Source organism: Aquicoccus sp. (genome assembly GCF_041686535.1).
Lineage (GTDB): Bacteria > Pseudomonadota > Alphaproteobacteria > Rhodobacterales > Rhodobacteraceae > Aquicoccus.
Window position 1 is genome coordinate 1 of sequence record NZ_JAWLDS010000021.1, and the last position, 22,005, is coordinate 22,005.

Consider the following 22,005-nt stretch of genomic DNA (forward strand, 5'->3'; position numbering starts at 1 on the left):
AAAGAGTTCGGTTCGAGTGGTTCCAAAGATTTAGCTGCCAACATGAATTATGTCGAGAGCGTCCGGGGCGACTCGCTTGATCATCATTTATTTAACATAATACTTATTATGCGTTTTATCTTCTCAAACCGACTGATCGTTTTATTCTCTCCCCGTGCATGATCGAGATCATGAAGGCCGGCCTGCAACGCATTGAAAGCCGGCCTCTTTTACAGGATTGGAGCGGTCAAAAGAACGCCTGCAAACCTGTTTGTGCACGCCCGAGGATCAAGGCATGGACGTCATGCGTTCCCTCGTAGGTGTTGACCGTTTCAAGATTGATCATGTGGCGAATGACATGAAACTCGAGGCTGATCCCGTTCCCGCCATGCATGTCGCGGGCCATGCGCGCGATGTCGAGCGCCTTGCCGACATTGTTGCGCTTGACGATGGAAATCATCTCGGGAGCGGCCTGCGCATCGTCCATCAACCGCCCGACGCGGAGCGACGCCTGGAGCCCGAGCGCGATTTCGGTCTGCATGTCGGCGAGTTTCTTTTGAAACAGTTGCGTCTGTGCCAAGGGGCGTTTGAACTGATGCCGATCAAGCCCATACTGCCGCGCCGCATGCCAGCAGGCCTCGGCGGCCCCGATCGCACCCCAGCTGATCCCGTAACGGGCCCTGTTGAGACAGCCGAAGGGGCCTTTCAGTCCCTCGACGTGGGGCAAGAGCGCGTCCTCGCCGACCTCGACGCCATCCATGACGATCTCGCCTGTGATCGAGGCGCGCAAACTCATCTTGTTCATGATTTTCGGGGCGCTGAGACCCTTGGCCCCCTTGTCGAGGACAAAGCCGCGGATCTTGCCGCCATGTGCTTCGGACTTGGCCCAGACCACGAACACGTCAGCAATGGGCGCATTGGAAATCCACATCTTGGATCCGGTGAGCCGGTAGCCGCCTTCGGTTTTCTCCGCACGGGTCTTCATGCCGCCCGGGTCGGAGCCGGCATCGGGTTCCGTGAGGCCGAAACAGCCGATCCATTCACCCGAGGCCAGCTTGGGCAGGTATTTCTGGCGCTGTTCTTCCGAGCCATAGGCATAAATCGGGTACATCACCAGCGAGCTTTGCACGCTCATCATCGAGCGATAGCCGGAATCGACGCGCTCGACCTCTCGCGCGACAAGGCCGTAAGTGACGTAACCGGCTGACAAACCGCCATATTCCTCGGGTGTCGTGGTGCCAAGCAGGCCCATCTCACCCATTTCGCGAAAGATCTCGGGATCCGTCCCTTCGGTCGCGAATGCTTCGGTTACACGCGGCAACAGCTTTTCCTGCGCATAGGCGCGGGCGCTGTCGCGGATCATGCGTTCTTCTTCGCTCAGCTGATCCTCGAGGCGGAACGGGTCGTCCCAGGTGAACTGTCCAAGATCCGGGGCATCCTTGGCGCGCAAGGCGGGTTTGTCGAGCATGTTGGAATCTCCATCGAACGGTGGGTTTACGCTTGCGTAAGTTTACCTTGAGAAAATCGCATGATAAATCGACTTATCCGCATGGTTACATGAAATCTTGGAATAGATGATAGCGCCACGACGATTCCTGCCCTCGGTCCCTGCCCTGCAGGCGCTCGAAGCCGTCGAGCGCCTGGGGAGTGCGACGGCAGCGGCCGAGGAGCTTGCCCTGACACAAAGCGCGGTGTCCCGCCAGCTGCAAACGCTCGAAGAGCAGCTTGGGGTACCGTTGCTCAATCGCAGCCGCAAACGGCTGGCGCTCACATCGGCAGGTGCGCGCTATGCCGCAGAAATCCGGGGGGCGCTGCAACAGATCGCGCAAGCCTCGCTTCGCCTGCAGACGGATATGGGGGGCGGTGCGGTAAACCTTGCCATATTGCCCAGTTTCGGGATGCGCTGGCTGGTGCCGCGCCTGCCGGGCTTTGCCAAGGCGCATCCAGATGTCACGATCAACATGACCACACGCCTTGAGCAGTTTAACTTTGCCGCTCAACCATTTGATGCAGCTATCACTTTCGGGGATGGAGATTGGCCCGGATCGCAAAAGCTCCTGCTGGCGCGGGAATATGTGCTGCCGGTCGCACGGCCTGCGCTTCTCGCTGGCCATTCGCTGAACCGTGCCGAAGACCTCCAGCGGTTGCCGCTCTTGCATATCCAGACGCGGCCGCGGGCCTGGGTCGAGTGGCTGGCCGCCCACGGGGTGGAGGCACCGCATGTCACCGGCACCTATTACGATCAGTTCACAACGATCATCCAGGCGGTTCTGCACGGTCTGGGGGTAGCGCTTCTGCCCGACTACCTGATCGGACAGGAGCTGGCCGAGGGGCGCCTTGTCAGCGCTTATGGCGGGCCGACCGAAAGCCGCGGGGCCTATTGGCTGGTCTGGCCCGAGGACAAGACCGACGACCCGGCCCTGTGCCAGTTCAGAAACTGGCTGCGCGACGAGGTTCAGGGCGAGGACATGCTGCCGCGTTAACCCGATCCATGATCGTTCCGCATGTTAATACTTTTGCGCAGGGCCACGACAGGGGGGTGACACGCGTATGACTCCCGGCTGCCGACCGGCTGCCGCAATAAGCGTCCGGCCATGACGCGGGTAATGGTAAAGACGGCGCACGGTCTTTTCGGCCCAGGAGACCACGCGCCCCGGCCCCAGGGGATTACCCGAGGGCATAGCCCGCGCCACGCACCGTGCGCACCGGGTCCGCCCCGCCGTGGCTGGTCAACGCCTTGCGCAGCCGCCCGATATGCACATCGACCGTGCGGGTGTCGACATAGATGTCGCGGCCCCAGACCCGGTCCAGCAACTGTTCACGGCTCCAGACGCGCCCCGGCTTTTCCATGAAGGTCGCGAGCAGGCGAAACTCGGTGGGGCCGAGTTTCAGCGGCTTGCCATCGCGGGTCACGCGGTGGGTTTCACTGTCCAGCACGATATCCTCGAATGTCAGCTGGATGCCCACCGTCGAGGGCCGCACCCGGCGAAGCTGTGTGCGGACGCGGGCCATCAGTTCGACCACCGAGTAGGGTTTTATGACATAGTCGTCGGCCCCGGTCTCCAGCCCGCGCACCCGGTCCACCTCTTCCGAGCGGGCCGAAAGCATGATGATCGGCACGTTGCGCGTTTCGGGCCGCATCTTGAGCCGGCGGCAGACCTCGATGCCCGAAACGTTGGGAAGCATCCAGTCGAGCAGGATGATATCCGGCGTCTCCTCGTCCACCATGACCATCGCCTCTTCTCCGTCGCCGGCCCGGACGACGTGAAAACCTTCGGCTTCGAGGTTATAGGCGAGTACTTCACGCTGCGCCGGTTCATCCTCGACCAGAAGCACGGTGGGTTGTTCGGACGACATGGGTTCAATTCCCTTTCGCGATGTTCGGATCGGTGGATGTGCGATCGGCCTTTTGCCGGTCCTCGTCGGGGAATTCACCGGTCACGAGGTAGACCACCTGTTCGGCAATGGACGTGACGTGATCGCCCATGCGTTCGGTGTTCTTGGCTATGAAATGGAGATGCATGCAGGGCGTGATCTTGCGCGGGTCTTCCATCATGAAGGTGATGAATTCGCGAAACAGCGCGTTGTAGAGCTGGTCGATATCCCGATCGCGGCGGATCACCTCCATCGCCAGTTCGGCGTCGCGCTGGACATAGGCGTCGAGCGCGTCCTTGAGCATGAGTTCCACATCGCGCGCCATGCGCTTGAGCGACAGGTCGGCCCCTTCTATCGGCGCCATCTCGACCAGAACGGTGGTGCGCTTGGCCATGTTCTTGGCATAGTCACCGATGCGTTCGAGGTTGCCCGCGATCTTCATCACGCTCAGCACCAGGCGAAGATCGGTGGCGATTGGTGCGCGCAGCGCGATGACGCGTGCGCAATCGTCGTTGATCTGATCCTCGAGATCGTCGATGACGTGGTCGCGCATGCGCACCTTGCGCGCCAGTTCCTCGTCACGGGCCGCGAAACTGTCGGCGGCGTCGAGGATGGCCTGTTCGACCAACCCGCCCATCTTCATGATCCGCGCCTGGATGGTTTCGAGATCGCGGTCAAAGGCTGCGGTGATGTGTTCCTGGTTCATCGTTTCACTCCTTGGGGGCAGTTGAATGCCCACGGCGTCATTTGGCTGGGCAAGCTCTCGTACCCATCTGCAAGATCCCGCCTTGCATGACAGGTTTGCCCGAGCCGAAGGGATCGGCGGTCGCGCGATCGCCTGCATTGTCCCGATCTGTCGGGTCGCAGGCCGGATGACAAGGTTCACATGGATCAAGCAGGCACCTGTTCCTGGTTGCTGTGCCGCCTATGACCGGTGGCCCGGGCTGCGATAGCCCCCGCGTGCAAACCTTGTATGACATTCGCGTAACGAATTTGTGACGATTGCCTCATTGAGGCATCGCACCGCATCAGGCGGCAGGCAGAATCACGGTAAAGGTGCTGCCCTGCCCCGGCTCGCTGTCTATGCGCAACCGGCCGCGATGGCGGCTCACGATATGCTTGACGATGGCAAGGCCGAGCCCGGTGCCGCCAACCTGCCGCGAGCGATGCGAATCGACCCGGTAGAACCGTTCGGTAAGGCGCGGAATATGAATCGGGTCGATCCCCTGGCCCTCGTCGCGGACCGAGAGCACCACCGCGGGGCCGCGCAGCGTCGCGTCGCGCGGTGACACGACCAACGACAGCGTCACCGAGCCCCCTGCCCCGCCATACTTGATGGCGTTCTCGACAAGGTTCGAGATCAATTGCCTGAGTTGGTCCTCGTCTCCGGGAACCATGCAGGCGCCCGCCGGCAACTCGTGCGCCAGCGCGACCCCGGCCTCGTGTGCGACGGGCGCGAATCCATGCAGCACCGAACGCGCCAGCGCCGCCAGATCGACCTCTTCGGCGGGCCGCATCCGTTCCTGCGCCTCGACCCGGCTCAGCGAGAGCAGATCCTTGACCAGGCGCTCCATCCGCTCGGCCTCGGCCTGCATTATCCCCAGAAACCGCTCCTGTGCGACGGGGTCGCTTCTGGCGGGGCCGCGCAGGGTCTCGATGAAACCCATGAGCGCGGTGAGCGGCGTGCGCAGCTCGTGGCTGACATTGGCGACGAAATCGCGGCGCATCTGCCCCGCGGCCTCGAGATCCGAGACATCCTTGAAACTGACCAGCACGCCACGCAAGTCGGCGGCGTCGATCCATCCGCACTTCACCACATAGGTTGCATCGCGCTCGCCGTCGCGCAGCAGGTACCGGGTTTCGCGCGCGATCTGTCGGCGCCCGCAACTCTCGATCGCATCGAGCAGGTCGGGCTGGCGCAGGGCCGTGACATAGTAGCGCCCTGCTACATGCTCGCCCAGAAGCGCGAGCGCGCCGGCATTGGCCCCCACGATCCGGTCCTGCGTATCGACGAACAGCGCCGCCAGCGGTAGCGCATCGAGCAGATTCCGGATGGACGTGTCTGTCATGATGACCTTGCCAGGAATGATCGCGCGCGGCCGACATGCGCCGCCCCGATCGGGTTCGGATTCATTCTTCTGGAACTCAACAGGATTGCCCGCAACCGTCACGCCACCGGCGTGAGCCCGGCGCGAAACCGGCGCATGTTGTCCTGGTAATGCTGGGCGCTGGCCCGAAGCATCGCCTTGGCCGGCGCATCGAGTTGGCGGATCACCCGGCCCGGCGCCCCCATGACGAGGCTGCCGTCGGGAATCTCCTTGTTCTCGGTGATGAGCGCCCCTGCCCCGATCAGGCAGTTGGCGCCGATCCTGGCCCCGTTGAGGATGGTCGCGCCCATGCCGATCAGGCTGCCGTCGCCGATGGTACAGCCATGCAGCATGACCTTGTGCCCGATGGTGCAATCGGCCCCGACGGTCAGCGGATAGCCCATGTCGGTGTGAAAGATGCAGTTTTCCTGCACGTTCGAGCCGCGGCCCACCGTGATCGGTTCGTTGTCGCCCCTCAGGGTCGCCCCGAACCAGACCGAGGCACCGGCTTCGAGCGTGATCCGCCCGATCAGGTTGGCATCGGGGGCCACCCATGTATCTTCGTGGCATTGCGGCGCGTGGCCGTCGAGCGCGTATAGGGTCATTCCTCCATCTCCTCGAATTCGGTCTGAAGCCTGCGCACGTGATTGACCAGCATCGGCTGCTGGGTTCGGCGCAGGCGGGTGGCGGTGACGATGCCGCGCAGATCGGCATCGGTGCGGTCGAGATCGTCGTTGATCAGCACATAATCATAGCTGCCCCAATGCGAAATCTCGTCCCAGCTTTTCTGCATCCGGCGGACGATCACCTCGGGCGTGTCCTGGCCGCGGCTGACAAGACGGCGGTGCAGTTCATGGATCGAGGGCGGAAGCAGGAAGATCGACAGCGTGTTGGGCGCCAGCGCCGAGTTGCGGATCTGTTGCGCGCCCTGCCAGTCGATGTCGAAAAGCACGTCGGCCCCGGCGTCAATCGCCTCTTCCACGGGCGAGCGTGGCGATCCGTAGAAATTCCCGAACACATGGGCGTGTTCGAGCATGTCACCCGCGGCAACGTCGCGTTTGAACGCATCTTCGGTCATGAAGTGGTAATCGGTGCCATCCCGCTCGCCCTCTCTTGGAGCGCGGGTCGTGGCAGAGACCGAAAAGCGGATCGCCGGGTCCCAAGCCCGCAGGCGTTTGGAGAGCGTGGATTTGCCCGCACCCGAGGGCGAGGACAGGATGATCAGAAGGCCGCGTCGCTTGGTCATCGGGTCACTCCACGTTCTGAACCTGTTCGCGCAGCTGGTCGATCACCGTCTTGAGTTCGAGTCCGACCGCGGTCAGCGACTTGTGCTGGGACTTGGAACAGAGCGTGTTGGCCTCGCGGTTGAATTCCTGGGTCAGGAAATCGAGCTTGCGCCCGACCGCGCCATCGGCGGCCAGCAGATCGCGCGCGGCGCCGACATGGGCCTGAAGCCGATCAAGCTCCTCGGTGATGTCGGCCTTGACCGCGATCATGGCCAGTTCCTGCGCGACGCGGTCGGCGTCGGCACCGGCGGCATTGTCGAGCACGCGGGCGAGGTTCTGGTGCAACGCCTCGGCCATGTCGAAGCGGCGGGTGTCGGCCAGCGCGGCGGCCTCGGCGGTGAGTGTCTCGATCCGGCCGATCTGGGTGTTCAGCACGTCGTGCAGCGCCCGGCCTTCGGCGGCGCGCATGGCGAGGAAATCAGCCAGCAGCGGCTCGAACGCATCAAGCAGGGTGTTGCGCAATGCGGTGGTGTCCTCATCGCCGCCCGATTGTTCGAGCACGCCGCGCTGGCCCAGGATATCAGCGGCACGCGAGGGTGCGACGCTGATTCCGCGATCGAGCGCGCGGGTCTCGATCACGGCCAGCGCGTCAAGCACGGCATCGAGCTGTGCGGCATTGACCGAAAGCGTTGCGAGTTCGTCTTCGCGGGTGAGACGAAGCGAAAACGAGACCGACCCGCGCGTGAGTGCCGCGCCAATCCGCGTGCGCAGCGCCGCCTCAAGACCGGCGATCCAGTCGGGCACGCGCAGCCGCAGGTCGAGCCCCTTGGCATTGACGCTGCGCAACTCCCACGCCCAGGCATAGGGGCCGGATTGGCCCTTGGCCGAGGCAAAGGCGGTCATCGAGTGTATCACTGGCGTTCCTTCGCATTTTCCCTTGTCCCCTGATGCCACCGCGCCCGAGCGGGGGCAAGCCGTTGAATTCCCGCGACCCGGCCGGCCCGAACCGATTTCGGGGTTAACCAAATCCTTACATTGCGCGCGCAATTTGCATCAATCCGTGGCAAGTTAAGACATCGGTAATCATTCTGACCCCAAGGTTGACGCGGCTGTCGCGCCCCGGGTCAGAGCGTTTTGACAACTGGGGATACGCCATGCGTGGTTGTGGTAATGCGGGTGGGAACGTGATCGACATGACGGGTTTCATTGCGGAAAACCGGTTTCGATCCCTGATCGAGGTCGAAGCCTATTGGGAAGGGCTCCGGGTTGGCTGTGACCTTCCGCGACGCGCGGACATCGACCCGCGCGGGATCGAGAACGCGCTGGAATATGCCTTTGTCCTCGAACGGATCGCACCCGGCCTGGCGCGTCTGCGGATCGCGGGGATGCATCTCAATGACCTGATGGGAATGGAGGTGCGCGGGATGCCGATCAGCGCGATGCTTCCACCCTGCGAGCGCGCCGGGTTTTCCCGAACCCTGGAGGCGGTCATGTCCACGCCCGCGGTCGCGCGCCTCACCCTGAGCGCGGAGACCGGCATCGGCAAGCCACCGCTTGAAGGGCGGATGCTGCTCTTGCCGCTGCTCAGCGACATGGGCGAGATCACCCGGGTTCTGGGCTGTTTCGAGACCGTCGGACAGTTGGGGCGCGCACCGCGCCGCTTCAACGTGGCGCAAACCGACCTGCGCAGCCTGCCCGATCTTGAGCCAGTCGAGGGAATGAAGGCAAGCCCGGTGTCGCGACAACCTGAGGCAGGTTTTGCCGAGGCGCCGCGGCGGTTCGAAAGGCCGCGTTCTGGTGAACGGCCGGGTTATCTGCGGCTGGTGAAAAACGACGACTGAAGCCACATCCGGGACAGCGGACGCCGCAACCCGGGGCGGCGCCCCGGGCGCGCGTGACCTGTCACCCGGTCTTGACCTCCGCCGCTTCTGCCGCGCGCCGCGCCGTGAGCTCCTCGGCCACGAGAAACGCGAGTTCGAGCGATTGCGACGCGTTGAGGCGCGGATCGCATGCGGTGTGATAGCGATCCGAGAGCGACTCGTCGGTGACCGCGCGCACCCCGCCGGTGCATTCGGTCACATCCTGGCCGGTCATCTCGAAATGCACCCCGCCGGGCACCGTGCCTTCGGCCTTGTGGGTCGCAAAGAACTCGCGCACCTCGCGCAGCACCAGGTCGAAGGGCCGGGTTTTCAACCCGCTGGCCGACTTGATGGTATTGCCGTGCATCGGATCACAGACCCAGACCACGTTCGCGCCCTCTTCCTCGACCGCCTTGATGAGGCGCGGCAGGTGTTCGCCGACCTTGCCCGCGCCGAAGCGCGTGATCAGCGTAAGCCGCCCGGCCTCGTTCCCGGGGTTGAGCTTGGCCAGCAGGCGCTTGAGATCATCCACCTCCATGGTCGGGCCGCACTTGAGACCGATGGGATTGAGCACGCCGCTCAGGAACTCGACATGCGCGCCATCGGGCTGGCGGGTGCGGTCGCCGATCCAGAGCATGTGCCCCGACCCGGCCAGCCAGTTTCCGGACGTCGAGTCCACCCGTGTCAGTGCCTCTTCGTATTCCAGCAGAAGCGACTCGTGGCTGGTGTAGAAATCGACCGTGTGCAGCGCCGCGGAACGGTTCGAGTCCACACCCGCCGCCTTCATGAAATCGAGCGTGTCGGAAATGCGATTGGCCATCTCGCGATAGCGCGCGGCGTTTTCGGTCTCGGTGAAGCCCAGCGTCCAGCTATGGACCTGGTGCACATCGGCATAACCGCCTGTCGAGAAGGCGCGCAACAGGTTGAGCGTCGCCGCGGACTGGGTATAGGCCTGAAGCATCTTTTTGGGGTCGGGGATGCGCGCCTCGGGCGAGAAATCCAGCTCGTTGATGATGTCGCCGCGATAGCTGGGCAGTTCAACGCCCTCGACCACCTCGGTCGGCGCAGAGCGCGGCTTGGCGAATTGCCCGGCCATGCGCCCGACCTTGATCACCGGCACCTTGGCGCCATAGGTCAGCACCATGGCCATTTGCAGCATGACCTTGAACGTGTCGCGGATCGCATCGGCCGAGAACTGTTCGAAGCTTTCGGCACAATCGCCGCCCTGAAGCATGAACGCCTCGCCGCGCGAGGCGGCACCGAGCTGTTCCTTGAGGCGCCGCGCCTCGCCGGCAAAGACGAGCGGCGGATACTGGCCGAGCTGGGCTTCGACCGCCTGCAACTCGGCTTGATCCGTGTAATCCGGCATCTGGATGCGCGGTTTGGCGCGCCAGCCGGATCTTGTCCAGTCACTCATTGTCTTTCTCCGGGTGTCTTGCGTTACGATCACTTCATATACAGAACCCGGATCGCGCTGACCATACGCGAATCGCCGCCTCTTGACGTGGCGGTCCGGGTCTGCCCAAGTGGACGGCAGCGACAGGATTTGCCGTTTACAGCACGTGACCACGCGCCCAGGGCGGAGACTACGAAAGAGACGAGTTGATGGACGACCCTCGCCAGACAATCAAGCTTGAAAGCGTGCCCTCCAAGCCGCGGCGTTTTATCTTTGTGCTGCTCGACCAGTTCACCCTTTTGTCATTCGCCAGCGCCATCGAGGCGATCCGTATCGCAAACCGGATGTCGGGACGCGAGCTTTACGAATGGAAGCTGGCCGGCGAAGGTGGCGAGATGGTGTCGTGCTCGGCGGGCACCAGCTTTGCGCTCGACATGGATCTTGGCGAGGTCACGCGCGATGACACGATCCTTGTCTGTGGCGGGATGCGCATCCAGACCGCGACCACCAAGAAGCTCGTGTCATGGCTCAGGCGCGAGGCCCGCAAGGGGCCGGTGATCGGCGGGCTTTGCACCGCGGGTTATTCGTTGGCCAAGGCGGGGCTTCTGGATGGCAAGCGCGCTACCATCCACTGGGAAAACCAGGACAGTTTCACCGAGGAGTTCGACGAGGTGACACTGACCAAGTCGGTGTTCGTGGTCGATGGCAACCGCATGACCACGGCCGGGGGCACATCGTCCATCGACCTCATGCTCAAGCTTATCGCAGACGACCATGGCGAGGAACTGGCCAATGCGGTGGCCGATCAGTTGATCTATTCCTCGATCCGTACCGACCAGGACACGCAACGCCTTTCGGTGCCCACGCGGATCGGGGTCCGGCATCCGAAACTGAGCCTTGTCATCCAGAAGATGGAGCAGAACATCGAGGAGCCGATCAGCCCCTCGATCCTGGCCCGCGAGGTCGGGATGAGCACACGGCAGCTCGAACGGCTGTTCCGGCGCTACCTCAACCGTTCACCCAAACGCTATTACATGGAACTGCGGCTGCAAAAGGCACGCAACCTCTTGATGCAGACCGACATGAGCGTGATCAACGTGGCGCTGGCCTGCGGGTTCGCAAGCCCGTCGCATTTCTCGAAATGCTATCGTGCGCATTACGACACCACGCCCTATCGCGAACGCGGCAGCCACGCGACGCGGCTGTCGATCTGACCGGGCGTACGGCCTTCGCACCATGGCGCTCATTGCGACCGCGCTGCAGTCGCTGCGGCGATGACATGCAACAGGCTCTATTCCGGGCGAAGGCGATAGATCGTGCCATTGCCCTCGGAGACGATCCAGAGCGCGCCATCCGGCCCCTCGCGCAGATCGCGCACGCGCGCGGTTTCGCGGCCCTCGATCCGCCCGACCTCCTCCGCAGCCCCGGGGGTCAGGACCGCGACATGATCGAACTTGAGCGAACCGACGAAATGATGCCCGCGCGCGGCCGGCCAACCGTTGCCGGAGTGGATCACCATCCCCGAAGGCGCGATGGACGGATCCCAGTAGAACTCGGGCTGCTCCATGCCCGGTTTGGACGTGCCTTCACCGATCTTGCCGCCGGAATAATGGCGGCCATAGGCGATGACCGGCCAGCCGTAATTGGCACCGCGGCGAACGAGGTTGATCTCGTCCCCGCCGCGCGCACCGTGTTCGTTGACCCAGAGCTGCCCCTCGGAATCGAGCGTGGCGCCCTGCGGGTTGCGGTGGCCATAGGACCAGATCTCGGGCTGCGCGTCAGACTGCCCGGTAAATGGATTGTCGGAGGGCACGTCCCCGTCGCGCGTTACGCGAATCACGCTGCCATTGTGACGCGCGCGATCCTGTGCGGATGGCCGGTCGCCCCGGTCACCGATGGTCAGAAAAAGCGTCCCATCACGCGCCTCGACGATCCGGCCACCGAAATGCCGTCCGCCGGATGACCCCGGGGCCATTTCAAAAATCACCTGCAGATCGCGCAACCGGTTCTCGACGAGCTTTGCCACGGCAAGCGCGGTGCCTGCGCCGTCGCGCTGGGCCTTGGCAAAGCTCAGGAACACGGTGCCGCTTTGTTCGAAATCCCGCGCGATCGCGATATCGAGCAACCCGCCCTGCCCGCGCGCGGCGATGTCAGGCAGGCCGCTGACCTGCTCGCGGGTGCCATCGGGCGCCAGAAGCCAGAGACGACCGGCGCGTTCGGTAACGAGCATTCGCCCATCGGGTAGAAACCCCAGCGACCATGGCACCCGAAACTCCTCGGCCACGGTTTCGATCAGCGCCGGCCCCAGCGGCGTATCGATGCGGCGCTCTTCGGCCCCGGCGGGTGCCGCCCCCCAGAACACGGACATGATACCGAGAATGGCAATGAAAAATCGCATGTCGATCCCCCTTTCGGCAGATGATCCTAGCACGGTCGCGACCGTGGTGCGCCAACGTTCACGTGAGTGAAACAATTGCCTTGCGGAATGTCGCCTTAATGCTTTTCTTTTTTGGTCAGCCGGAATAGGCTTTGCACCGGACTTATCGTTCCAACATGGGAGAAAATCATGAAGAAACTGATTGCTACCACCGCAGCGACGGCGCTTTTTGCCGGTGCGGCACATGCCGAAGAGATCAAGATTGGCGTCCTTCTGGGCTTTACCGGACCGATCGAATCGACCGTTGCGCACATGGCCCCCGCGGCTCATCTGGCGATCAAGGAAGTCAGCGACAGCGGCCTTCTGCTCGACGGCGCAACCGTTGTTGGTGTCAACGGCGACACCACCTGCATCGATTCCTCGGCCGCGACATCCGCCGCCGAGCGGTTGATCACCTCGGACCGGGTCAAGGGGATCGTCGGTGGCGACTGTTCGGGTGTGACCGGTGCGGTGCTCAACAACGTGGCGCTGCCCAACGGTGTCGTGATGGTGTCGCCCTCGGCCACGTCGCCGGCGCTGAGCCACCAGAACAACGAGGATGAAGGATTGTTCTTCCGCACCGCGCCCTCTGACGCGCGCCAAGGCGTCGTGATGGCGGAAATCCTGATGGAAGAAGGCATCGAAGAAGTCGCCGTGACCTATACCAACAATGACTACGGCAAGGGGTTGGCCGACAGTTTCGAGGCCTCGTTCAAGGAGATGGGCGGCACGGTGACGATGACCGCCGCGCATGAAGACGGCAAGGCCGACTACTCGGCCGAAGTCAGCTCGCTGGCCTCGGCCGGCGGCGAGCGCCTGGTTGTTGCGGGCTATGTCGACCAGGGCGGCGCAGGTATCGTGCGCTCGGCGCTCGATAGCGGGGCGTTCGAGACCTTCCACTTCCCCGACGGGATGATGTCGAATGCACTGGTCGAGAATTTCGGCGCCGAGATCAACGGCTCGACCGGCCAGCACCCCAGCCCGACCGAAGAACTGGTCGAGCGGTTCAGCGAGGTTGCGGAAGCCTCGGGCGGCGATTGGGATCCGACCACGCCCTTCACGCCCGAAAGCTACGACGCCGCGGCGCTGATTCTTCTTGCCATGCAGGCGGCCGGATCCTCCGATCCGAGCGACTACAAGGAGAAGATGATGGATGTCGCCAATGCCCCGGGCGAAGAGATTCAGGCCGGGGAACTGGCCAAGGGTCTGGAAATTCTCGCCGAGGGCGGCGAGATCGACTATGTCGGCGGCACCGGTGTCGAGTTGATCGATCCGGGCGAAGCTGCGGGTCTCTTCCGCCAGGTGCTGATCAAGGACGGCGAGAACACCACCGTTCAGTTCCGCTGATCCAACGATAGCCAACCGCATGCGGCCCGGCACCTTCCGGGCCGCATGCCACGATAATCCGGCGGGAAACGCCGGGCACCTCCGGGGAGAGGGCACATATGATAACCGTTGACGACGTGCACAAGCATTTCGGCGGGTTCCATGCCGTTGATGGAGCGACGCTTGAAATCTCCGAAGGGTCGATCACTGGCCTGATCGGACCGAACGGCGCAGGAAAAACCACTCTTTTCAACGTGATCGCGGGCGTTCTTCCACCAACGTCCGGGCGTGTGACCATGTATGGCGAGGACATCACCGGCCTGCCCCCGCACACGCTTTTCCACAAGGGCCTGCTCAGGACGTTTCAGATCGCGCATGAATTCAGTTCGATGACCTGCCGCGAGAACCTGATGATGGTGCCGGGCGACCAGTCGGGCGAACACATCTGGAACACCTGGTTCGGACGCAAGCGCATCGCCGAAGAGGAACGCGCCCTGCGCGCCAAGGCCGACGAGGTTCTGGAGTTCCTGACCATCGAACATCTGGCCGACCATCGCGCGGGCGAGGTTTCCGGCGGACAGAAGAAGCTGCTCGAACTGGGGCGCACGATGATGGTCGATGCCAAGATCGTCTTTCTCGACGAGGTCGGCGCCGGCGTGAACCGCACGCTGCTCAACACCATCGGGGATGCGATCATTCGCCTCAACAAGGAGCGCAACTATACCTTCGTGGTGATCGAGCATGACATGGATTTCATCGACAAGCTGTGCGACCCGGTGATCTGCATGGCCGAGGGCAAGGTGCTGGCCCAGGGCACGCTGGACGAGATCAAGACCAACGAACAGGTGATCGAGGCCTATCTCGGCACCGGATTGAAGAACAAGCAAATGGCGGGGGCCGAGGCATGAGCAATGGCGGCAACCCCTATCGCGATGACAGGGGCAACAAGGATCGCAGCATCACCAACCCGCATGGCTCCGGTGAAATCCCGCTGCGCGACAGTGGCAAGACGAGCCGCGTGGAGGGCGAAAGCCCGTTCCTGATCGGCGAGAACATGACCGGCGGCTATGGCAGGAACGGGCCCGACATCCTGCATGATTGCACCATCGCGGTGAACCCCGGTGAGATCGCGGTGATCGTGGGCCCCAACGGGGCGGGAAAATCCACCGCGATGAAGGCGGTTTTCGGAATGCTCGACATGCGCGAGGGGCGGGTTCTGCTCGACGGCGAGGACATTTCGGCGCTGTCACCTCAGGACCGGGTGGCCAAGGGCATGGGGTTCGTGCCCCAGACCAACAACATCTTCACGTCGCTCACCGTCGAGGAAAACCTCGAGATGGGCGCGTTCATCCGGCACGACGACATCTCGGACACGATGGAACAGGTCTATGACCTGTTTCCGATCCTCAAGGAAAAGCGCCACCAGGCGGCGGGCGAATTGTCGGGCGGTCAACGCCAGCAGGTCGCCGTAGGCCGGTCGCTGATGACCCGGCCAAAGGTGCTGATGCTCGATGAGCCGACCGCAGGGGTCAGCCCCATCGTGATGGACGAGCTCTTCGATCGGATCATCGAGGTGGCCCGCACCGGCCTGCCGGTCCTGATGGTCGAACAGAACACGCGCCAGGCGCTCGGGATCGCGGATCGCGGTTTCGTCCTGGTGCAGGGGCGCAACGGGCACACCGGTACCGGCAAGGAACTCCTGGCCGACCCTGAGGTCCGGGCGAGTTTCCTTGGTGGATGAGATGCGCGGGACGCATAATCGCCGCGCTCACGGCCGCCGCGCAGGCGCAGGGCAAACCCTGCGCTTTCGAAACCGGGCGTTTTGCCGCGCAACGCAACGGTCATGCCAAGTCAGGTCCAAAGATCGGGGCGCATTCCGAACGCTGCGGAGGCGCGCCATGATGCGCGTGCTGGCATGGAATACTCGATGTGAGGGCGTGGTGCCTGCACGGAAAACCATAAACATGCAAAAGACCCGCGCGGCCATGCCGCAAAGCGGGCCGACAAGGGAAGGAAGCCGATGGAAATCCTGAACGCGTTCCTCGTGCTGGCCAATTTTGTTCTGATCCCGGCCATCACCTATGGCAGTCAGCTGGCGCTGGGCGCGCTGGGGGTGACGATGATCTATGGTATCCTGCGGTTCTCGAATTTCGCCCATGGCGATTCGATGGCCGTCGGCACGATGGTCGCCATCCTGTTGACCTGGTGGTTCCAGTCGATGGGAATCACTGCCGGGCCACTGCCCACCGCCCTGCTGGCGCTACCCTTTGCCATTGTCGTGACGATCGGGGTTCTGCTTGGCACCGACCGGCTCGTCTTTCGGTTCTACCGGCGGCAGAAGGCCAAGCCGATCATACTGGTCATGGCGTCGCTCGGGGTGATGTTCGTCTATAACGGGCTGGTGCGCTTCGTTCTCGGCCCCGACGAGCATCGCTTTGCCGATGGCGATCGCTTCATCATCTCGGTACGCGATTTCAAGGCTCTGACCGGGCTGCCCGAGGGGGTCGCCATCCGCACCACGCAAGGTATCACGGTGATCACGGCAGTGATCGTCGTGGCGGCGTTGTTCTGGTTCCTGGGGCGCACCCGCACAGGCAAATCCATGCGCGCCTATTCCGACAACGAGGATCTGGCGCTTCTCTCCGGCATCAACCCCGAGCGCGTGGTGATGTATACATGGATGATCGTCGCGGGGCTCATCACCATCGCGGGCGTGCTTTACGGGCTCGACAAGAGCTTCAAGCCCTTCACCTATTTCCAGCTCCTGCTGCCGATCTTCGCCAGCGCCATCGTCGGCGGGCTCGGAAGTCCGCTGGGCGCCATTGCAGGCGGGTTCATCATCGCCTTTTCCGAGGTGACGATCACATATGCCTGGAAACGGGTGCTGACCTATGCGTTACCCGATGAGCTTGCACCGTCGGGCCTCGTCCAGTTGCTTTCGACCGACTACAAGTTCGCTGTCAGCTTCATGATCCTGGTCATCGTGCTGCTGTTCCGGCCAACCGGTATCTTCAGGGGAAAATCGGTATGAGCGAGACATTGAAAAACACGCTTCTGTTCGCGACCGTCGCGGCGCTCATCATTCTCACCGGCTTCGTGCAAAGCTGGAACACGGCCCTGTTCATCATCAACATGGGACTGATCAGCGCGATCATGGCGCTCGGGGTCAATCTCCAATGGGGTTTTGCCGGCCTGTTCAATGTCGGCGTCATGGGCTTTGTCGCACTGGGTGGGCTGGCCGTGGTGCTGGTGTCGATGCCGCCCGTGGGCGATGCCTGGGCCGCGGGAGGCGCGCAGGTCCTCATCGGGCTGGCTCTTGGCGCCGCGACGATCGCAGGCGGCATTCTGACCTATCAGAAAATGGCGCCGGGGCGGAACCGCACGCTGGCCCTCATCGGCGTGCTCGGGGTGGGCTTTTTCGTCTTTCGGTATGTCTTTGACGCAGGTGTCGAGGCCATCGAGGGGGTGAACTCGGCGGGCACCGGCTATCTCGGCGGGCTGGGCCTTCCGGTGCTGCTGGCCTGGCCGGTGGGCGGGCTTCTGGCGGCCGGTGCGGCGTGGTTCATCGGCAAGACGGCACTGGGGCTGCGCTCGGATTACCTGGCCATTGCCACGCTGGGCATCGCCGAAATCATCATTGCCGTTCTCAAGAACGAGGACTGGCTGTCGCGCGGGGTCAAGAACGTGTCGGGGCTGCCCCGCCCGGTGCCCTATGAGATCGACCTGCAACGGGACCCCGATTTCGTCGCCCGTGCCGAGGGGCTGGGCCTCGATCCGGTGATCGCCTCGTCACTCTACACCAAGCTGGGTTATGCATTGCTGTTTCTCGTCGTTCTGCTCATCGTCCTGTGGCTGGCGCAGCGGGCGCTGCACTCGCCATGGGGTCGGATGATGCGCGCGATCCGCGACAACGAGGTCGCCGCGGAAGCCATGGGCAAGAACGTGACCGCGCGGCATTTGCAGGTCTTTATCCTTGGCAGCGCGATCTGCGGCGTGGCCGGCGCGATGATGACCACGCTCGACGGGCAACTGACGCCAAGTTCCTATCAACCGCTGCGCTTTACCTTCCTGGTCTGGGTGATGGTGATCGTCGGAGGGTCGGGCAACAACCTCGGCTCGGTGCTGGGCGGATTCCTGATCTGGTTCCTCTGGGTGCAGGTCGAGCCAATCGGCCATTCGCTCATGAGCGTGATCACCTATGGACTGGCCGACGACAACGCGCTGCGCCTGCACCTTCTGGAATCCGCGGCGCATATGCGGCTCCTGACCATGGGTCTCATACTGCTTCTGGTGCTGAGGTTCAGCCCGCGTGGCCTCATCCCCGAGAAATGACCGGCGGGGCGCACGGCGCCCCGTCATTTCAAAGTCCCCCTGCGGCGGGTCAATCGCGATCTGGTCGGGAAACCTTGGGCCGGTCAACGCCCCTTGAAGAGCCCGCCCAGGATGCCGCGCACGATCCGCCGTCCGGTGGTGCCGGTCAGTTCCTTCATCACCGTTCGGGTGAGTTGTTCGCTGATGCTGGCATCCGCGCGCGAAGATCGCGAGGATGATCGCGTGATCCGCGCACCGGAATAGCGCCGCGCCTGTCGGAATTCGCGCTCGCGTTCCTCGGCCTCGCTCTCTTTGATCTCTGCCTCTTCGGCTGCGTGGGCCGCTGCGGCGGCGCGATCAGCCAGCATTTCATGCGCCGAATGGCGATCCTTTGCCGTCTCGTACTTGCCTGCAAGCGGGGAGGCCGCGATCACCGCCGCCCGCTCGCCGGGTTCGATCGGCCCGAGTTGTGACGATGGCGGGCGGATCAGCGTGCGCTGCGCGATGCCGGGCACGCCCTTGTTCTCAAGCATGGAGGTCACTGCTTCGCCCACGCCGACCTCGCGGATCGCCTTCTCGATGTCGAGTGCCGGATTGTCGCGATAGGTCTGGGCGGCAAGGCGCAGGGCCTTGCGGTCACGCGCGGTAAAGGCGCGCAACGCATGCTGGACCCGGTTGCCAAGCTGGCCCAGCACCGTGTCGGGGACGTCCGCCGGGTTCTGGGTGACGAAATAGACGCCGACCCCCTTGGAGCGGATCAGGCGGGCGACCTGTTCGACCTTGTCGATCAGCACCTTGGGCGCGTCATCAAACAGCAGATGGGCCTCGTCGAAGAAAAAGACGAGCCTCGGCTTCTCGGGGTCGCCGATCTCGGGCAGTTCCTCGAACAACTCGGACAGAAGCCAGAGAAGAAAGGTGGCATAGAGCCGGGGGGCGCGCATCAATTCATCGGCGGCCAGGATGTTGATCCGCCCGCGTCCGGCATCATCTGTGAGCATCATGTCGTCAAGATCGAGGGCAGGTTCGCCAAAAAATCCCGCCCCACCCTGGTTTTCCAGCACCAGGAGCCGACGCTGGATCGCGCCGATCGACTGGGGTGCGATCATGCCGTAGCGGGTCGAAAGCGTGGCACGGTTTTCGCTCACCCAGACCAGGAGCGCCCGGAGGTCCTTGAAATCAAGGATCGGCAATCCTTCATCATCGGCGAGCCGGAAGGCGATGTTGAGCACCCCCTCCTGTGCTTCGCTCAGGCCCAGCAGGCGTGACAACAAAAGCGGTCCCATCTCTGCAACGGTGGTGCGGATCGGGTGCCCCTGACGTCCGAAAAGATCCCAGAACGTCACGGGAAAGCCTTCGTAGACATAATCGTCAAATCCGATCTTGCCCGCACGCTCGATGAAGGCATCGTGGTGTTTGAACCCCGCGCTGCCGGATTTCGCGAGACCGGCCAGATCGCCCTTCACGTCGGCCACGAATACCGGGACTCCCCGGGCCGAGAAACCTTCGGCCATGATCTGGAGCGTCACAGTCTTGCCGGTGCCGGTCGCACCGGCAATCAGACCGTGGCGATTGGCATGGCTCAGAAGAAGGCCCTGCTTATCGGTATGATCCTGGCCGCCCCCGCCGATGAAAATTGCGTCGTCCAAGTTGCGTTGCTCTCTGTCGTCGTCAATGTGCCGCTTGACCATACAAGCTTAACCACTTGGTGCCAGAATAATATCGACCCCGGTGCCGACGGTCCTCCCGGTCCCTCGGTCGACTTCCTCCCTGTCAGACTGGCCGCGCCCTTGGGCGCGGCACTTTTCAGGGGAAAATTTCCCGATTTTACCTGTTGACGCAACGGCTTGAACGACATAGCGTTCCAGCAATCACTAAGTCGGCCGGTCCGACGGGGAGCAAAAACGGGAAAGAGGCCGACTGGCCTCTTTTTCATTTGGAGACCACATCTCGGCACGGATGATCCACGCGAGACATGTCATCCTGCGCTGTCGCTCACCACGCAAGAACTTGCCGCTCGGCACTTTGCAGGGCTTGGATTTGCGCTGACATGCCGGTCGCAACATGCTAGAGCCTGCGTCAAGAAACACATCGCAAGACAAGACGGAAAACAGATATGCACAAGCTTCTCTCCAGCCTCTCCCTTGCAGCATTCCTCGCATTGGCGCCTGCACTGCATGCGCAGGACACCACAACGGACCCGGCGAATGACGAGTCGGCGGAAACCGAAGACTCCCCTCCCCTGGCCGAAGGGCTTTCGATGGGTGAAGAGGATGGCCAGGGCCAGATCGAGCCCTACGTAAAGGCCGAGCATGGAGACTGGTCACTGCAATGCTTTCCCGTTGAAGACGAGGACGGCGAGGAGCCTTGCCAGTTGTATCAGCTTCTCAAGGATGACATGGGGACCGACGTTGCCGAGGTGGCGATCTTCCGTCTGCCCGAAGGAGGCCAGGCGGTGGCCGGTGCAACCGTGACCGTGCCGCTTGAGACCCTGCTGACGGCCCAACTCACAGTCGCCATTGATGATGGCCAGAGCAAACGCTATCCGTTTTCCTTCTGCTCACCGGTGGGCTGTTATGCGCGGATCGGCTTTACCGAGGACGATGTCGCGGCCTTCAAACGCGGTGCCAAGGCGACAGTGACACTGGTGCCCGCACCTGCCCCGGACCAGGAGGTTGTGCTGGAAATGTCGCTGTCGGGTTTCACCGCGGCCTATGACGAAGCCAGCGTCATCGAGAACTGAGTCCATCTGGATCAGTGCAAGAAGGCCGCCCATGACGAGGCGGCCTTTTTCGTACGGTGCTTCCGGCCGTGGTGTTCTTCAGACTTTTTTCAGCGCCAGGACGGCGTTGAGACCGCCAAACGCAAAGGCATTCGAGAGCGCCGCGTCGACCCGCGCCTCGCGTGCCACGTTGGGCACGACATCGAGCGCACATTCCGGGTCCGGTTCCTCATAACCGATGGTGGGCGCGATGACGCCGTCGCGCAGGGCCATGATACAGGCCAGAAGCTCGACCGCGCCGGTGCCGCCGATGAGGTGACCATGCATCGACTTGGTGGACGAGATCATCAGGTCGTCGGCATGGGCGCCGAACACGTCCGCGACGGCGGCGCATTCGGTCTTGTCATTGGCGGCCGTGCCGGTGCCGTGGGCGTTGATATAGCACACGTCCGATGCGTTGAGCCCCGCATCCTGAAGCGCGCCGGCGATGGCCCGTGCGGCCCCCTGTTTCGATGGCATCACGATATCGGCCGCGTCCGAGGACATGGCAAAACCGGCCACCTCGGCCATGATTTCCGCGCCACGCTTCTTGGCATGTTCGTAGTCCTCGAACACGAACACGCCCGCGCCTTCGCCCTGCACCATGCCGTTGCGATTGGCCGAGAACGGACGGCAGGCGTCACGTGACATCACGCGCAGCCCCTCCCACGCCTTGACCCCGCCAAAGCACAGCATCGACTCCGAGCCCCCCGTCACCATCACCGGCGCCATGCCGTAGCGCACCATCTGGAACGCCTGTGCCATGGCGTGGTTGGACGAGGCACAGGCCGAGGCCACGGTAAAGCTCGGCCCCTTGAGATTGAATTCCATGCTGACATGGCTGGCCGCCGCGTTGTTCATCAGCTTGGGCACGACAAAGGGATGCACCCGGTTCTTGCCCTCTTCGTAGACCGTGCGATAATTGTCGTCGAGCGTGGTCATTCCGCCGCCGGAATTGCCCAGCACCACGCCGGATCGCGCCGCCAATTCTCCGTGAAACTCCAGCCCCGCCTGCGCAATCGCCTCGCGCGCCGCGACCAGCGTGAACTGCGTGAAGCGGTCATAAAGCGATATCTGCTGGCGGTTGAAGATGCCTTCGGCCTCGAAGCCCTTGACCTGTCCGCCGATCTTGATCGCAAGCCGGTCGACATCGCGAATCTCGATCGGGCCGATTCCGCATCGTCCCTCGCGCATCGCCTCGAGCGTCTCGGTCACGTCATGGCCAAGGGCGTTGATCGTCCCGGCACCGGTGATGACGACGCGCCTCATGCC

20 protein-coding genes are annotated in these 22,005 nt (G+C 63.1%); 9 read left to right on the forward strand and 11 right to left on the reverse strand.

What is annotated here, in order from left to right:
• Positions 1-226: 226 nt before the first annotated feature.
• Positions 227-1,447, reverse strand: coding sequence for an acyl-CoA dehydrogenase (locus tag ACESL9_RS06975; RefSeq protein WP_372613640.1), 1,221 nt, complete (start codon positions 1,445-1,447; stop codon positions 227-229).
• A gap of 106 nt (positions 1,448-1,553) precedes the next feature.
• On the opposite strand from ACESL9_RS06975, the gene ACESL9_RS06980 reads away from it, so the two are divergent.
• Positions 1,554-2,462 (forward strand): LysR family transcriptional regulator, encoded by a 909-nt coding sequence (locus tag ACESL9_RS06980; RefSeq protein WP_372613638.1) that lies wholly within the window; start codon positions 1,554-1,556, stop codon positions 2,460-2,462.
• Between the two features lie 184 nt (positions 2,463-2,646).
• On the opposite strand, the gene phoB is transcribed toward ACESL9_RS06980, so the two are convergent.
• From phoB to ACESL9_RS07010, 6 genes are all read right to left on the reverse strand, one after another.
• Positions 2,647-3,336, reverse strand: a complete 690-nt coding sequence (gene phoB / locus ACESL9_RS06985) for a phosphate regulon transcriptional regulator PhoB (RefSeq protein WP_372613636.1) — start codon at positions 3,334-3,336, stop codon at positions 2,647-2,649.
• A gap of 4 nt (positions 3,337-3,340) precedes the next feature.
• Positions 3,341-4,060: a phosphate signaling complex protein PhoU gene (gene phoU, locus ACESL9_RS06990; RefSeq protein ID WP_372613634.1), complete on the reverse strand. Its 720-nt coding sequence runs from the start codon at positions 4,058-4,060 to the stop codon at positions 3,341-3,343.
• A gap of 322 nt (positions 4,061-4,382) precedes the next feature.
• Positions 4,383-5,423: a sensor histidine kinase gene (locus tag ACESL9_RS06995; RefSeq protein WP_372613632.1), complete on the reverse strand. Its 1,041-nt coding sequence runs from the start codon at positions 5,421-5,423 to the stop codon at positions 4,383-4,385.
• A gap of 98 nt (positions 5,424-5,521) precedes the next feature.
• On the reverse strand, positions 5,522-6,046 hold the full coding sequence (locus ACESL9_RS07000) for a gamma carbonic anhydrase family protein (protein ID WP_372613630.1): 525 nt from the start codon (positions 6,044-6,046) through the stop codon (positions 5,522-5,524).
• Positions 6,043-6,687: a guanylate kinase gene (gmk, locus tag ACESL9_RS07005; protein ID WP_372613629.1), complete on the reverse strand. Its 645-nt coding sequence runs from the start codon at positions 6,685-6,687 to the stop codon at positions 6,043-6,045. The genes ACESL9_RS07000 and gmk overlap by 4 nt, the downstream gene beginning before the upstream one ends.
• 4 nt (positions 6,688-6,691) lie before the next feature.
• Positions 6,692-7,582 (reverse strand): YicC/YloC family endoribonuclease, encoded by an 891-nt coding sequence (locus tag ACESL9_RS07010; protein ID WP_372613627.1) that lies wholly within the window; start codon positions 7,580-7,582, stop codon positions 6,692-6,694.
• 278 nt (positions 7,583-7,860) lie between these two features.
• Here ACESL9_RS07010 and ACESL9_RS07015 point away from each other — a divergent pair, with 278 nt between their 5' ends.
• Positions 7,861-8,508: a PAS domain-containing protein gene (locus ACESL9_RS07015; protein ID WP_372674644.1), complete on the forward strand. Its 648-nt coding sequence runs from the start codon at positions 7,861-7,863 to the stop codon at positions 8,506-8,508.
• Positions 8,509-8,569: 61 nt separating this feature from the next.
• On the opposite strand, the gene ACESL9_RS07020 is transcribed toward ACESL9_RS07015, so the two are convergent.
• Entirely contained in the window at positions 8,570-9,943 is a 1,374-nt protein-coding gene (locus tag ACESL9_RS07020) for a class II 3-deoxy-7-phosphoheptulonate synthase (RefSeq protein WP_372613623.1), read from the reverse strand.
• A gap of 188 nt (positions 9,944-10,131) precedes the next feature.
• Here ACESL9_RS07020 and ACESL9_RS07025 point away from each other — a divergent pair, with 188 nt between their 5' ends.
• The gene (locus ACESL9_RS07025) at positions 10,132-11,136 is read left to right on the forward strand and encodes a GlxA family transcriptional regulator (RefSeq protein ID WP_372613621.1); all 1,005 of its coding nucleotides are present in this window, start codon (positions 10,132-10,134) and stop codon (positions 11,134-11,136) included.
• Between the two features lie 77 nt (positions 11,137-11,213).
• On the opposite strand, the gene ACESL9_RS07030 is transcribed toward ACESL9_RS07025, so the two are convergent.
• Positions 11,214-12,320, reverse strand: coding sequence for a PQQ-dependent sugar dehydrogenase (locus ACESL9_RS07030; protein WP_372613619.1), 1,107 nt, complete (start codon positions 12,318-12,320; stop codon positions 11,214-11,216).
• A gap of 168 nt (positions 12,321-12,488) precedes the next feature.
• Between ACESL9_RS07030 and ACESL9_RS07035 the strand changes: the two genes are divergently transcribed.
• The 5 genes from ACESL9_RS07035 to ACESL9_RS07055 all read left to right on the forward strand — a co-directional run bounded on the left by ACESL9_RS07035 (position 12,489) and on the right by ACESL9_RS07055 (position 17,996).
• A complete protein-coding gene (locus ACESL9_RS07035) occupies positions 12,489-13,685 on the forward strand; it encodes an ABC transporter substrate-binding protein (RefSeq protein ID WP_372613617.1) in 1,197 nt (398 codons plus the stop codon).
• A 98-nt stretch (positions 13,686-13,783) separates the two neighbouring features.
• Positions 13,784-14,572: an ABC transporter ATP-binding protein gene (locus ACESL9_RS07040; protein WP_372613615.1), complete on the forward strand. Its 789-nt coding sequence runs from the start codon at positions 13,784-13,786 to the stop codon at positions 14,570-14,572.
• Entirely contained in the window at positions 14,569-15,405 is an 837-nt protein-coding gene (locus tag ACESL9_RS07045; protein ID WP_372674645.1) for an ABC transporter ATP-binding protein, read from the forward strand. Before ACESL9_RS07040 ends, ACESL9_RS07045 begins: the two co-directional genes overlap by 4 nt.
• Before the next feature lie 279 nt (positions 15,406-15,684).
• Positions 15,685-16,695, forward strand: a complete 1,011-nt coding sequence (locus tag ACESL9_RS07050; RefSeq protein ID WP_372613611.1) for a branched-chain amino acid ABC transporter permease — start codon at positions 15,685-15,687, stop codon at positions 16,693-16,695.
• A complete protein-coding gene (locus ACESL9_RS07055; protein WP_372613609.1) occupies positions 16,692-17,996 on the forward strand; it encodes a branched-chain amino acid ABC transporter permease in 1,305 nt (434 codons plus the stop codon). The genes ACESL9_RS07050 and ACESL9_RS07055 overlap by 4 nt, the downstream gene beginning before the upstream one ends.
• Before the next feature lie 83 nt (positions 17,997-18,079).
• Here ACESL9_RS07055 and ACESL9_RS07060 read toward each other — a convergent pair whose 3' ends face one another.
• Complete coding sequence (locus ACESL9_RS07060; RefSeq protein WP_372613607.1) at positions 18,080-19,621, reverse strand: helicase HerA-like domain-containing protein; 1,542 nt, start codon at positions 19,619-19,621, stop codon at positions 18,080-18,082.
• A 467-nt stretch (positions 19,622-20,088) separates the two neighbouring features.
• Between ACESL9_RS07060 and ACESL9_RS07065 the strand changes: the two genes are divergently transcribed.
• Positions 20,089-20,715, forward strand: a complete 627-nt coding sequence (locus tag ACESL9_RS07065) for an invasion associated locus B family protein (protein ID WP_372613605.1) — start codon at positions 20,089-20,091, stop codon at positions 20,713-20,715.
• A gap of 78 nt (positions 20,716-20,793) precedes the next feature.
• Here the strand turns inward: ACESL9_RS07065 and ACESL9_RS07070 are convergent, their stop codons facing one another.
• On the reverse strand, positions 20,794-22,002 hold the full coding sequence (locus ACESL9_RS07070) for a beta-ketoacyl-[acyl-carrier-protein] synthase family protein (RefSeq protein ID WP_372613603.1): 1,209 nt from the start codon (positions 22,000-22,002) through the stop codon (positions 20,794-20,796).
• Positions 22,003-22,005 lie beyond the last annotated feature (3 nt).

Excerpts from the sequence above, each read along its gene's own strand:
- ACESL9_RS06975 (WP_372613640.1), bottom strand. The coding sequence starts at position 1,447 with ATGCTCGACAAACCCGCCTTGCGCGCCAAGGATGCCCCGGATCTTGGA.
- ACESL9_RS06980 (WP_372613638.1), top strand. The coding sequence starts at position 1,554 with ATGATAGCGCCACGACGATTCCTGCCCTCGGTCCCTGCCCTGCAGGCG.
- phoB (WP_372613636.1), bottom strand. The coding sequence starts at position 3,336 with ATGTCGTCCGAACAACCCACCGTGCTTCTGGTCGAGGATGAACCGGCG.
- phoU (WP_372613634.1), bottom strand. The coding sequence starts at position 4,060 with ATGAACCAGGAACACATCACCGCAGCCTTTGACCGCGATCTCGAAACC.
- ACESL9_RS06995 (WP_372613632.1), bottom strand. The coding sequence starts at position 5,423 with ATGACAGACACGTCCATCCGGAATCTGCTCGATGCGCTACCGCTGGCG.
- ACESL9_RS07000 (WP_372613630.1), bottom strand. The coding sequence starts at position 6,046 with ATGACCCTATACGCGCTCGACGGCCACGCGCCGCAATGCCACGAAGAT.
- gmk (WP_372613629.1), bottom strand. The coding sequence starts at position 6,687 with ATGACCAAGCGACGCGGCCTTCTGATCATCCTGTCCTCGCCCTCGGGT.
- ACESL9_RS07015 (WP_372674644.1), top strand. The coding sequence starts at position 7,861 with ATGACGGGTTTCATTGCGGAAAACCGGTTTCGATCCCTGATCGAGGTC.
- ACESL9_RS07020 (WP_372613623.1), bottom strand. The coding sequence starts at position 9,943 with ATGAGTGACTGGACAAGATCCGGCTGGCGCGCCAAACCGCGCATCCAG.
- ACESL9_RS07025 (WP_372613621.1), top strand. The coding sequence starts at position 10,132 with ATGGACGACCCTCGCCAGACAATCAAGCTTGAAAGCGTGCCCTCCAAG.
- ACESL9_RS07030 (WP_372613619.1), bottom strand. The coding sequence starts at position 12,320 with ATGCGATTTTTCATTGCCATTCTCGGTATCATGTCCGTGTTCTGGGGG.
- ACESL9_RS07035 (WP_372613617.1), top strand. The coding sequence starts at position 12,489 with ATGAAGAAACTGATTGCTACCACCGCAGCGACGGCGCTTTTTGCCGGT.
- ACESL9_RS07040 (WP_372613615.1), top strand. The coding sequence starts at position 13,784 with ATGATAACCGTTGACGACGTGCACAAGCATTTCGGCGGGTTCCATGCC.
- ACESL9_RS07045 (WP_372674645.1), top strand. The coding sequence starts at position 14,569 with ATGAGCAATGGCGGCAACCCCTATCGCGATGACAGGGGCAACAAGGAT.
- ACESL9_RS07050 (WP_372613611.1), top strand. The coding sequence starts at position 15,685 with ATGGAAATCCTGAACGCGTTCCTCGTGCTGGCCAATTTTGTTCTGATC.
- ACESL9_RS07055 (WP_372613609.1), top strand. The coding sequence starts at position 16,692 with ATGAGCGAGACATTGAAAAACACGCTTCTGTTCGCGACCGTCGCGGCG.
- ACESL9_RS07065 (WP_372613605.1), top strand. The coding sequence starts at position 20,089 with ATGCACAAGCTTCTCTCCAGCCTCTCCCTTGCAGCATTCCTCGCATTG.
- ACESL9_RS07070 (WP_372613603.1), bottom strand. The coding sequence starts at position 22,002 with ATGAGGCGCGTCGTCATCACCGGTGCCGGGACGATCAACGCCCTTGGC.